At 64.7% G+C, this 13068-nt stretch carries 7 protein-coding genes; 6 read left to right on the forward strand and 1 reads right to left on the reverse strand.

Features of this window, described 5'->3' with window-relative positions:
- Window positions 1-44: 44 nt before the first annotated feature.
- Window positions 45-902, reverse strand: coding sequence for a 23S rRNA (adenine(2030)-N(6))-methyltransferase RlmJ (locus DBO86_RS07690; protein ID WP_108233389.1), 858 nt, complete (start codon window positions 900-902; stop codon window positions 45-47).
- 122 nt (window positions 903-1024) lie between these two features.
- Between DBO86_RS07690 and DBO86_RS07695 the strand changes: the two genes are divergently transcribed.
- From DBO86_RS07695 to DBO86_RS07720, 6 genes are all read left to right on the forward strand, one after another.
- The gene (locus DBO86_RS07695; protein ID WP_108233390.1) at window positions 1025-2074 is read left to right on the forward strand and encodes an NAD(P)H-dependent flavin oxidoreductase; all 1050 of its coding nucleotides are present in this window, start codon (window positions 1025-1027) and stop codon (window positions 2072-2074) included.
- Between the two features lie 225 nt (window positions 2075-2299).
- Window positions 2300-4105, forward strand: a complete 1806-nt coding sequence (locus DBO86_RS07700) for an acyl-CoA dehydrogenase (protein ID WP_108233412.1) — start codon at window positions 2300-2302, stop codon at window positions 4103-4105.
- Between the two features lie 161 nt (window positions 4106-4266).
- A complete protein-coding gene (locus DBO86_RS07705) occupies window positions 4267-6012 on the forward strand; it encodes a potassium/proton antiporter (protein WP_074676365.1) in 1746 nt (581 codons plus the stop codon).
- Window positions 6013-6141: 129 nt separating this feature from the next.
- Window positions 6142-9492, forward strand: a complete 3351-nt coding sequence (gene mscK, locus DBO86_RS07710) for a mechanosensitive channel MscK (RefSeq protein ID WP_108233391.1) — start codon at window positions 6142-6144, stop codon at window positions 9490-9492.
- 15 nt (window positions 9493-9507) lie between these two features.
- Window positions 9508-10971, forward strand: coding sequence for a protein adenylyltransferase SelO (gene selO, locus DBO86_RS07715; RefSeq protein ID WP_108233392.1), 1464 nt, complete (start codon window positions 9508-9510; stop codon window positions 10969-10971).
- Window positions 10972-11256: 285 nt separating this feature from the next.
- Complete coding sequence (locus DBO86_RS07720; protein WP_108233393.1) at window positions 11257-13047, forward strand: SLC13 family permease; 1791 nt, start codon at window positions 11257-11259, stop codon at window positions 13045-13047.
- Window positions 13048-13068 lie beyond the last annotated feature (21 nt).

The raw sequence follows: 13068 nt of genomic DNA on the forward strand, positions 1-13068 counted from the left end.
CGGATCGGTGGCCGCGGCTCCAGGATTTCATCCGTGCTATGCGCTTATGACTTGCCGCTTGGCGCTTCCTCTATCAGCCAATCCAGGCGCCAGCCGCCCTGGCTCTGGCCAAGCACATCGGCCAGCCAGGGCAGCAGCTGCTGCTTGAGCTCATTTTCCAGGCCCCATGGCGGATTGCTGATCACCAGGCCCGAGCCGCTCAGGCGCGTGGCGTCGTCCGGCGCGTGCACGTAAAGCTCAGCGCGCAGCAGCTTGGGCGCGGCGCTCTTGCTCAGGTCACGATAAAAGCGCGCCAACTGGCGCTCGTCCTTGATCGGGTACCAGATCGCCACGATGGCCTGGCGCATACGCCCGTGCGCTTCGTTCAAAGCCTCGACGCAGCGCTGCAGCTCATCGCCCTTCTCGAACGGCGGGTCGATCAGCAGCAGCACGCGTTTCTCTCGCGTCGGCATCAGCGCTCGAGGCACCAGCCAGCCCTCGCCCAGGTGCACAGCGACGCGGCGATCGCCGCGCATGTTGTCCTTGAGCAGGCGGCCGTCCTCGGGATGCTTCTCGTTAAGCTGCAGGCGATCCTGCTTGCGACTGAGCAGGCGCGCCAGCTCCGGCGAGCCGGGGTAATAGCGCGGCTCACCATCGGGGTTCATCGCCCGCACCACCTCCAGATAGGCTTCCACCGCATCCGGCAGCTGCGTGGCCTGCCACAGACGAGCGATGCCGTCCTGATATTCGCCAGTACGGCTGGCCTGGTCGCCTCGCAGGTCGTAGAGGCCAATGCCAGCGTGGCTGTCGAGGTAGGCGAAGGGCGCCTCCTTGCGCGACAGTAGGGCGATCAGGCGGGTCAGCACCAGGTGCTTGAACACATCGGCGTGGTTGCCGGCATGGAAGGCGTGGCGGTAGTTCATGCGGGAGTCCTCGAATCAGGCGCGCAGTTTAACAGGCCGCTGACGACTCGCATCGTGACTTGCTCCATTGCACCTTCAAGGCCTAGGCTGCCTGCTCCTCCACGGACAGCGAGAACCCCGCCATGCCCCTGCAAAAGCTGCTCGGCAGCGAACTTCCCCTGATCCAGGCGCCGATGGCCGGCTCGCAGGATCATCGCCTGGCCGCCGCCGTGTGCCAGGCCGGCGGCCTCGGCTCGATTCCCTGCGCGATGCTCACGTCTGCCGCCCTGCGCCAGGAGCTGCAGGCGATGCGCGAGCTGACCGAGAGGCCGTTCAACCTCAACTTCTTCAGCCATGTGCCGCCCGAGCCGGACGCGGCCCGCGAGGCTGGCTGGCGCGAAGCGCTGGCGCCCTACTATGACGAGCTGGGCGTGAACCCGGCGAGCATTGCCAGCGGGCCTGGGCGCCTGCCGTTCAACGACGAAGCGGCCGCACTGGTGGAGGAGTTCCGCCCTGCTGTGGTCAGTTTCCACTTTGGCCTGCCGCAGCCGGACCTGCTGGAGCGAGTACGCCGCAGCGGGGCGAAGATCCTCTCCAGCGCCACCACCCTGGACGAAGCGCTGTGGCTACAGGAACGTGGCGTCGATGCGGTGATCGCCCAAGGACTGGAAGCCGGCGGCCATCGCGGGCACTTTCTCGATTTCGACCTGAGCCGCCAGCTCGGCACCTTCGCCCTGTTACCGCAGCTGGTGGATGCACTGTCGGTGCCGGTGATCGCCGCCGGCGGCATCAGCGATGCCCGTGGCGTGGCCGCTGCCATGGCCCTAGGCGCAGCAGGTGTGCAGGTTGGTAGCGCTTATTTACTGTGCCCGGAAGCCACGACCAGCGTCCTGCACCGCGCGGCGCTGCAGAGCCCGGCGGCGCGCCACACGGCGCTGACCAACCTGTTCAGTGGGCGCCCGGCGCGCGGCATCGTCAATCGCCTGATGCGCGAGCTGGGGCCGCTGAGCACGCAGGCGCCCGCCTTCCCCCTGGCCACTGCGGCCATCGCACCGTTGCGCGCGGCGGCCGAAGCGCAGGGCAGCGGCGACTTTTCACCGCTCTGGGCCGGGCAGAATGTCGCGCGTTGTCGGCCCATGCCTGCAGCCGAGCTGACCCGTGAGCTGGCCCAGGGCCTCGGTTGCTCGATATGACAACTGCCACTCCCGCCCAGGCCCCGCCAATTTCCTGGGTTCCCGCATTCGCGGTATGACGGTCAACTGATGCCGTAGGACGGGTGCAAACCGCCACTACCGGAGTGGCGGGTTGCACCCGCCCTACTCATATCGGCCAACGAATGACTATCACGGCCAATGATGATGCTGGGCAGTCAGGCGGCAGACTGCCTAGACTCGATTGATCATCTGGAGGCCCGTTCCATGTCCGAGACACTGCTCAGCTCCCGCAACCTGGCGTTCGAACTCTATGAGGTGCTCGACGCCGAAGCCCTGACCCAGCGTCCGCGCTTCGCCGATCACAACCGCGAGACCTTCGACGCGGCGATCAACACCGCGCGTGGCATTGCCGAAGAGCTGTTCGCCCCGCACAACCGCAAGAACGACGAACACGAGCCGCAGTACGTCGACGGCGGCGCGGTGCTGATCCCCGAGGTCGAGCCCGCGCTGCGCGCCTTCCATGAAGCGGGCTTCCTCAATGCCACCCGCGATTTCGAGCACGGCGGCATGCAACTGCCCAATCTGCTGTCGCAGGCCTGCTTCGCGCATTTCCAGTCAGCCAATATCGCCACCAGCTCCTACTCGATGCTGACCATGGGCGTGGCCAACCTGATCGAGGCCTTCGGCAACGAGGAGCAGAAGGCCCGCTACCTGCAACCGATCATCGATGGCCGCTTCTTCGGCACCATGGCGCTGACCGAGCCGCACGCTGGCTCGTCGCTATCGGACATCAGAACCCGCGCTGAACCGCATGCCGACGGCAGCTACCGGATCAAGGGCAACAAGATCTTCATCTCCGGCGGCGACCAGCCGATCTCCGAGAACATCGTGCACATGGTGCTGGCCAAGCTGCCGGACGCACCGCCCGGCGTTAAGGGCATCAGCCTGTTTCTGGTGCCCAAGTTCCACGTGGGCGACGACGGCTCGCTGGGCGCGCGCAACGACGTGACTCTGGCCGGCCTGTTCCACAAGATGGGCTGGCGCGGCACCACCTCCACTGCACTGAATTTCGGCGACAACGGCGAGTGCGTCGGCTACCTGGTGGGCAAGCCGCACCACGGGCTGTCCTACATGTTCCAGATGATGAACGAGGCGCGCATCGGTGTCGGCATGGGGGCGATCATGCTTGGCTACGCCGGCTACCTGTATTCGCTGGACTACGCGCGCAACCGCCCGCAGGGCCGCCAGCCGGATGGCAAGGATCCGAGCAGCCCGCAGATTCCCATCGTCGAGCATGCCGACGTACGACGCATGCTGCTGACGCAGAAGGCCTACGTCGAAGGCGCCTTCGACCTCGGGCTGTACGCCGCGCGCCTGTTCGACGACACCCACACTCTGGAAACCGCCGAAGAGCGCAGCCGCGCCTTGGAACTGCTCGACCTGCTCACGCCCATCGTCAAATCCTGGCCGTCGGAGTTCTGCCTCAAGGCCAACGAGTTGGCCATTCAGATTCTCGGCGGCCACGGCTACACCCGCGAGTACCCGGTGGAGCAGTACTACCGCGACAACCGCCTCAACCCGATCCACGAAGGCACCCACGGCATCCAGTCGCTCGACCTGCTCGGGCGCAAGGTGTCGCAAAACGGTGGCGCTGCACTCAAGCAGTTGCTCAAGCTGATCAACGGCTGCTGCCTGCGCGCCAGCGAGTACGAATCGCTCACCGCCCTGCGCCAACCGCTGGAACAACTGCTGGCGCGCCTGCAGGCGGTGACCCTGGCCCTGCTCGGCGACCTGATGAGCGGCAAGGTCAACCAGGGCATGGCCAACTCGGCGTTGTACCTGAAGGTGTTCGGCCATACGGTGATCGGCTGGCGCTGGCTGGAGCAGGCGATTCGCGCCGAGCAGGGCCTGGCCCGCACGGACAATGCCGACGAGCAGGCTTTCTATCGCGGCAAGCTGCAAGCCGCGCGCTACTTTCTGACCTGGGAAGTGCCAAGCTGCCATCACGACCTGGCCATTCTCGAAGCACGCGACGACACCTGCCTGGGCATGCAGGACACCTGGTTCTGACGCTGAGCCAAAGGCCCCGGGCGAACCCGCGCGGGGCGCTTCGGGGCCATTTAGAAAAATGTAATAACCTTTTTGACAGCGGTAGGAAGGCTACGGTTAGAATCCCTGGCACGCGCCATGCATAGCGGCGCCCCACGTTTCCCAGCCAGGAGTACGCGCAGTTGGATGCCAGCGCCATCAATAATCTGTTCTTGATCGGCGCATTGCTGGTAGCGGTCAGTATTCTGGTCAGCGCGTTCGGGACGCGTTTTGGCATCCCCATTCTGGTGATCTTCCTCGGTGTCGGCATGCTGGCCGGCACTGATGGCCCCGGCGGCATCGTCTTCGACAACTATCCCCTGGCCTACCTGGTCGGCAACCTGGCGCTGGCGGTGATCCTGCTCGACGGCGGTATGCGCACCCGGGTTTCCAGCTTCCGCGTGGCCCTGTGGCCCTCGCTCTCATTGGCGACGTTGGGGGTGGTGATAACCGCGGGCCTGACCGGCCTGGCCGCCGCCTGGCTGTTCAACCTGACCCTGCTGGAGGGCTTGCTGATCGGCGCCATCGTTGGCTCCACCGATGCTGCTGCGGTGTTCTCCCTGCTCGGCGGACGCGGCCTCAACGAGCGGGTCAGCTCCACGCTGGAAATCGAGTCGGGTAGCAACGACCCGATGGCGGTGTTCCTCACCGTTTCCCTGATCGCCATGCTCGCGAGCGGCCAGACCGGCTTCAGCTGGGATCTGCCGATTCAACTGGTGCAGCAATTCGGCCTGGGTGCCCTGCTGGGCCTGGGCGGAGGCTGGCTGCTGCTCAAGCTGGTCAATCGCATGGAACTGGCCGCGGGTCTCTACTCGCTACTGGTGGTCAGCGGCGGCCTGATCATCTTCGCCATCACCACCGCCGTGGGCGGCAGCGGCATCCTGGCCATCTACCTGTGCGGGCTGTTGCTGGGCAACCGGCCGATCCGCTCGCGCCACGGCATTCTGCACATGCTCGACGGCCTCACCTGGCTGGCGCAAATCGGCATGTTCCTGGTCCTCGGCCTGCTGATCACGCCGCACGAGCTGCTGCCCATCGCCCTGCCGGCCCTGGCCCTGGCGCTGTGGATGATCCTCTTCGCGCGACCGCTGTCGATCTTCCTCGGCCTGCTGCCATTCCGTGCCTTCCATGACCGCGAGCGAATTTTCATCGCCTGGGTTGGCTTGCGCGGCGCCGTGCCGATCATCCTCGCGGTGTTCCCGCTGATGGCCGGCCTGCCCAATGCGCAGCTGTTCTTCAACGTGGCGTTCTTCATCGTGATCATCTCCCTGCTGCTGCAGGGCACCAGCCTGCCGCTGGCCGCCAAACTGATGCGCGTCACCGTACCGCCAGAGCCCGTCCCCGTGTCACGCGCCGGCCTGGAAGTACACCCGACCAGCCAGTGGGAGCTGTTCGTCTATCGACTCGGCGCGGAAAAATGGTGCATCGGCGCGGCCCTGCGTGAGCTGAAAATGCCCGAGGGCACCCGCATCGCCGCGCTGTTCCGTGGCCGTGACCTGCTTCACCCCTCCGGCAGTACCCGCCTGGAAGCAGGGGATCTGCTCTGCGTGATCGGCCACGAGCACGACCTGCCGGCCCTTGGCAAGCTGTTCAGCCAGGCACCCAAGCGGGGTCAGGACCTGCGCTTCTTCGGTGATTTCGTGCTGGAAGGCGACGCCGAACTGAGCGCGGTTGCCTCGCTCTACGGCCTCAAGCTGGATGAGGTGGAGGGCAATCAGCCGCTGGGCCGCTTCATCGCTCACGAAATCGGTGGCGAACCGGTAGTGGGTGACCAGGTGGAATGGCAGGGCCTGACCTGGACGGTCGCGGCCATGGAGGGGAACAAGGTGCGTAAAGTCGGCGTCAGATTCCCAGAAGGCACACGCCCTGGCCCCGGGCTGCACTTCTAGCAAGCAGTTGAAAACTACCTGCCAGGACTCTGCTAGCATCAGCATCACGCGCGGGCCACAAGGGCCCGCGTCTTCGTTGTGCCGCAGGTATTCTCCATCGTTGCCGTTCACTCAGTAGATCAATCGACCATGCATCTGTCGCGCCTTTCCCTAGCAGCCGTTCTGTTTGCCCTGTTCATCGGCATCCCACCCGTGTTCGCCGAAGAACCACCGACGGCAGAGAGCGTGCAGCAGAGCCTGGACAGCCTGGCTGATCGCAAACTGCCGGAAGCCGAGCAACTGGCGCTCAAGCAGACCCTCGAACAAACGCTGCGCATGCTGCGGGACCGGCAAACCGCCGACCAGCGCCTCAACGACTTGCGCAAACAACTGGACGAGGCGCCACGCCTGATCAGCGAAGCACAGCGTGAACTGGACAAGCTCAAGGCCAGCCCAGAACAGCAGATCGCCGAGCGCCACGCACGAACCTCGCTCGCTCAGCTCGAGCAACTACTGAGCGAGCGCTCCACTCAGCTCAGCGAATGGAACAAGGCAATCATCGAGGCCAACAGCCTGGTGATCACCGCACAGACCCGGCCGGAGCGCGCCCAGGCGGAGATCAGCCAGAACCAGACACGCAGCCAGCTGATCAACGATGGCCTCAAGAGCGGTCGCTTCGATGGCAAGGCGTTGACTCAGGAGCGCCGCAATCAACTCACAGCAGAGCTCTCGTTGCTCGCGGCGCAAACCCAGCTGCGCCGCCAGGAACTGGCCGGCAACAGCCTGCTGCAGGACCTCGGCAGCGCACAGCGGGCCCTGTTCGAGGAGCGCATCAATCGTGCGGAGCAGGAACGCCAGGCACTGCAAAGCCTGATCAACGAACGCCGCCGCGCAGAATCGGAACAGACCGTCGCCGAGCAATCGCGTGAGGCCGAGCGCGCCAGCTCGGACAAACTGCTGGCCCGGGAAAGTACGCTCAACCTCAAGCTCTCCGATTACCTGCTGCGCGCGACAGATCGCCTCAATGGACTGACCGAGCAGAACCTGCAAACCCGCCAGCAGCTGGACAACCTCAACCAGGCCAACCAGGCGCTCGATGAGCAGATCCGGGTGCTGCAAGGCAGCCTGCTGCTGTCGAGGGTGCTCTACCAGCAGAAGCAAGCGCTACCGAAGCTGAAACTCGAAGAGGGCTCACTCGCCAACGAGATCGCCGATATTCGCCTCTACCAGTTCGAGCTGAACAAGCAGCGTGAGGAGATCAGCGACCCCGCCCGTTATGTGGACAATCTGCTCAGCGGCCAACCGAGCGAGGAGGTCACGCCGGCACTGCGCAGCGCACTGCGCGACCAGCTCAATACCCGGCGTGAATTGCTCGATCGCCTCAACCGCTCGCTGAATGCGCTGCTCAACGAGTCGATCACGCTGCAGCTCAATCAGAAGGAGCTGGAAAACACGGCAAGCAGCCTGCGCGCCACCATCGACGAGCAGATGTTCTGGATTCCCAGCAACAAGCCACTCGATCTGGACTGGCTGAAATCGGCACCGCGTCGTCTCGAGCAGCAACTGGCCAACATGCCCTGGGGCCTGGCCATCAGCGAGCTCGGCGCCGGCCTGTTCGAGCGCCCGCTGGTGTTCCTGCCGCTGATTCTGCTTTGCGCCCTGATCCTCTGGCGGCGCCAGTACCTGTTCAGCAAGCTCGGCGCGCTGCATGGCGACATTGGTCATTACAAGCACGACAGCCAGCTGCACACGCCCATGGCGCTGGGGCTCAACATCATCCTGGCGTTGCCGGTAACGCTGTTCCTGGCACTGTGCGGCTACGCCCTGCTGCATGATGCGCGCGGGCAGAACCTCTACCTGGGCGCCGCGCTCTACGAGATGGCCGAGGCCTGGCTGGTGTTCTACACCCTGCACCGGATTCTCTCCCCGGATGGCGTGGCCGTCCTGCACTTCCACTGGCCACCCGCCAACGTCACCTTCTTCCGCCAGCACCTACGTCGCCTGGGTCTGGTGGTGATGGCCTTGGTGGCCGTGGTGAGCATCGCCGAGCACCAGCCGGCGAGCCTGGCAGGCGATGTGATCGGCATCGTCGTGGTGATCACCTGCTACGCCCTGATGGCCTGGCTGCTGTTCCACCTGCTGTTCAACGCACCATTGCGCGAGAACGCTTCGGGGCTGCGCACCGCCCTCGGCGTGCTGTTCAACCTGCTGCCACTGGCGCTGATCGGCGCGGTCGCCTTCGGCTATTACTACACCGCGCTCAAGCTCACCGACCGGCTGATCGATACCCTCTACCTGCTGATCATCCTGCTGATCGTCGAGGCCACCCTGGTACGCGGTCTGAGCGTGGCGGCACGGCGCCTGGCCTACCAGCGCGCCCTGGCCAAACGCCAGGCACAGAGCAAGGAAAGCCTGGACGGCGAAGCACCGCTGGAAGAGCCGACCCTGGATATCGAGCAGGTCAACCAGCAGTCCCTGCGCCTGATCCGCCTGGCCCTGCTCGGCGGTTTCCTGGTCTGCCTGTACGCGGTCTGGGCCGATCTGATCGGCGTGTTCACCTACCTCGACACCATCAACCTCTACGAATACAGCAGCGGCACCGGGGATAACGCGGCCCTGGTGCCGATCAGTCTGATGGACGTGATCGGCGCGCTGATCATCGTCGCCATCACCGTGGCGCTGGCGCGCAACCTGCCGGGCCTGCTCGAAGTGCTGGTGCTGTCGCGCATGCGCCTGGCACAGGGCAGCGCCTACGCCACAACGACCCTGCTGTCCTATGCATTGGTCGCTATCGGCATCGTCAGCACGCTGTCCACCCTTGGCGTAAGCTGGGACAAATTGCAGTGGCTGGTGGCGGCGCTGTCGGTCGGCCTGGGTTTCGGCCTGCAGGAGATCTTCGCCAACTTCATTTCCGGCCTGATCATCCTGTTCGAGCGCCCGGTGCGCATCGGTGACGTGGTGACCATCGGCAATCTCTCCGGCACGGTGAGCAAGATCCGTATCCGCGCCACCACCATCACCGATTTCGATCACAAGGAAATCATCGTTCCGAACAAGACCTTCATCACCGGTCAGCTGATCAACTGGTCGCTGACCGACACGGTCACCCGCGTCACCCTCAAGGTGGGTGTCGGTTATGGTTCGGACCTCGACCTGGTGCGCAAGCTGCTGCTGCAGGCCGCGCAGGAAAATCCGCGAGTGCTCAAGGAGCCGGCGCCCATCGTCTACTTCCTCAACTTCGGCGAGAGCACGCTCGACCACGAACTGCGCATCCATGTGCGCGACCTCGGCGACCGCAACCCGGCGACCGACGAGATCAACCGTTTCATCGACCGTGAGTTCCCGAAGAACGGCATCAACATCGCCTTCCGCCAGGTCGAGGTGTACGTGAAGAACCTGCAGCACGGCGAGCAGAAACTCGATCAGAAGGATCTGGCCCAGGCCGCGGCCGCCGGCGCCGCCAGCGTGCAGCAAGCACCCAAACCGCCCGCAGCGCCCTGAGCGCCAGGAGCCCCGGTGAAAAATCTCGACCAGCTGACCTTCGACAACCGTTTCGCCCGCCTTGGCGACGCCTTCTCCACCGAGGTACTGCCCGAGCCCATCGAGCAACCACGCCTGGTGGTGGCCAGTGCGTCGGCCATGGCCCTGCTCGACCTGCAGCCCGCCGAGGCACAGCGCCCCGAGTTCGCCGAACTGTTTGCCGGACACAAGCTGTGGGAACAGGCAGAGCCGCGCGCGATGGTCTACTCCGGCCACCAGTTCGGTGGCTACACCCCGCGCCTGGGCGACGGTCGCGGCCTGCTGCTCGGCGAAGTGCTCAACCAGGCTGGCGAGCACTGGGACCTGCACCTCAAAGGCGCCGGCATGACGCCCTATTCGCGCATGGGTGACGGCCGTGCAGTGTTGCGCTCATCGATCCGCGAATTTCTCGCCAGCGAACATCTGCATGCCCTCGGCATCCCCAGCTCACGCGCACTGTGCGTCACCGGCTCCGACACCCCGGTCTGGCGCGAGAAAAGGGAAAGCGCGGCGATGGTGCTGCGCCTGGCGCAAAGTCATGTGCGCTTCGGCCATTTCGAGTACTTCTACTACACGCGCCAGCACGAACACCTGAAAACCCTCGGTGAACACGTCATGGCCTGCCATTTCCCCCACTGCCTGGAGCAGGAGCAGCCCTGGCTGGCCCTGCTGCGCGAGGTGATCGAACGCACCGCTGCGATGATCGCCCACTGGCAGGCCTACGGCTTCTGTCATGGGGTGATGAACACCGACAACATGTCGATTCTCGGTATCACCTTCGACTACGGTCCCTACGCCTTCCTCGACGACTTCGACGCCAATCACATCTGCAATCACTCCGACGACACAGGGCGCTACAGCTTCAGCAACCAGGTGCCGATCGCCCATTGGAACCTGGCGGCCCTGGCTCAGGCCATGACGCCATTCGCAGCCGTGGAGAAACTGCGCGAGGCGCTGGATCTGTTCCTGCCGCTGTACCAGGCGCACTACCTCGACCTGATGCGCAAGCGCCTGGGCTTCACCAGCGCCGAGGACGAGGACGAAGCGCTGGTCCAGCGCCTGCTGCAACTGATGCAGCAGGGCCAGGCCACCGACTACAGCCTGTTCTTCCGCCGCCTTGGCGAGCAGGCGCCTGCCGATGCGCTCAAGGTGGTACGCGATGATTTCGTCGATCTGGCCGGCTTCGACACCTGGGGCCAGGCCTACCTGGCGCGCTGCGAGCGTGAGGGCGGCGAGCAGGCCGAACGCCAGGCACGCATGCATTCGGTCAACCCCAGGTACATCCTGCGCAACTACCTGGCACAGCAGGCCATCGAGGCGGCGGAAGCCGGCGACTATGGCCCGGTGCGCGAACTGCATGCGGTGCTCTCCCGGCCATTCGACGAGCAGCCGGGCAAGGAGCGCTATGCCGAGCGCCCGCCGGAATGGGGCAAGCACCTGGAAATCAGTTGCTCGTCGTAGAGATGAATGGTCACCTGAGCGTAGGGTGCGCCGCGCGCACCAATACCCGATTACCCACCATCGCTGACGGCGGGTTGCCCCAGCCCTACCCGGCCGGTCAGCTCAGGTAGATGGATAACGCGCCAGCCACCCAAGCCGTACGCCTTATCCATTAAATCGAAAAGGCATATAAACCTTTCCAAACATTCTTAGACTATCTAATACAAGCCCACTATCTTGGCGCCCTGCCAGGCCGCCCAGGTGCGTGCCCGATACCTCACACGAGATTCGACGCTAAGGATGCTCATGTCCTGGGACTCACTTCCCCTCCTGTTCGTCGGCGCCCTGCTGATCTGGGTGCTGTATGCCTTCGTCCGCGAGAAGTGGAGCCCGGACATAGTCGCCGCTATCGCCGTGGCCGCCTTGCTGGTCAGCCAACTGCTGACGCCGGGCGAAGTACTCAGCGTGCTGTCCAACTCCGCCCCCGTCACCATCGCCTGCATGTTCGTGCTCTCCGCTGCTCTGGAGCGCACCGGCTGCATCGACGCTCTCGGCAACTGGCTGGGCAATCTGGTCGGCACCAGCCCGATTCGCGTGCTCACTGGCCTCACCGTCACCGCGTTGGTGGTATCGGCCTGCCTCAACAACACACCAGTGGTTGCCATCTTCACCCCGGTGGCCATTGCCCTGGCACGCCGCGCCGGCACTTTGCCGTCCAAGCTGCTGATTCCGCTGTCCTACGCCACCATCCTCGGCGGCACCCTGACCATGATTGGCACTTCGACCAACATCCTGGTCGACGGTGTCGCACGCAAGGCCGGCATGACGCCCTTCGGCATCTTCGAAATCACCGGCGTGGGTCTGGTCATGGCCGCTTTCGGCATGCTCTATCTGCTGACCATCGGCCACCGCCTGCTGCCCGAGCGGGAAACCCTGTCACGCCAGTTGCGCCCGGACCTGGCGCGTACCTTCATGACCGAGCTGCTGGTACCACACGACTCGCCGATGATCGGCAAGACCCTGCATGAGGCCAATCTCAACGGTGGCAGTGGCTTGCAGGTACTCAAGCTGTTCCGTGACGAACAGGAACTGACCGCCCCCGGCGCCGACACCCTGCTGGCCAGCGGTGACCGCCTGGTGCTGCACGGTCAGGTCAAGGATGTGGTGGAACTGCGCGAAAGCGGCCACCTGAGCTTCAACCGTGGCGACGCCTTCGAGACCATCAGCAGCCATGACGTGATCCTCGCTGAGGCTATCGTCGGGCGAAACTCGCGCTACAGCCACCGGCCGATGCGCGACCTCGACCTCACCGCACGTTACGGCATCGCCGTGCTCGCCGTGCATCGCCAGGACGAGAACGTGCAGGGCAACCTCGACGACTTCGAGCTGCAGTTCGGCGACGTGATGCTGGTCGAAGGCACCCCGGCGCAGATCAAGCGCTTCGCCGACAACGGCGAGCTGATCAGCCTCAACGCCGTGCAGGAGCGTGCCTTCCGCCGCGACAAGGCGCCCATTGCCATTCTCGCGACCCTGGCCGTGATGCTGCTGGCCGCCTTCGGCGTGATGCCCATCGAGGGCCTGGCGATCATCGGCGCCGTGACCGTACTGGCTACCCGCTGTCTGGATGTGGAAGACGCCTACAAGGCGGTGGACTGGAAGATCCTCAGCCTGATCTTCGGCATGCTGGCCATCAGCATCGCCATGGACAAGGTCGGCCTGGTCAAGCTGCTCGTGGAGAACGTCATGGGCTGGCTGCCCTGGGCCGGGCCGCTGCTGATGCTGAGCTTCATCTACCTGTTCACCTCGATCCTCACCGAGATGCTGTCGAACAACGCGGTGGCGGTGCTGGTGACGCCCATCGCCATCGGCATGGCTCAGCATCTGGGCGTCGATCCGCGCGCCTTCGTGGTCGCGGTGATGTTCGCTGCCAGCGCCAGCTTCGCCACGCCCATCGGCTACCAGACCAACACCTTCGTCTACAACGCCGGCGGTTACCGCTTCACCGACTTCATGAAGATCGGTATTCCCCTGAATCTGCTGCTGTGGGGCGTGGCCACCCTGGTCATCCCCTGGTTCTTCCCGCTGACCCCGCTCTGACTTGATATCGGCCGGCGGCGG

This window comes from Ectopseudomonas oleovorans, from assembly GCF_003052605.1.
GTDB classification, from domain to species: Bacteria; Pseudomonadota; Gammaproteobacteria; order Pseudomonadales; family Pseudomonadaceae; genus Aquipseudomonas; species Aquipseudomonas oleovorans_A.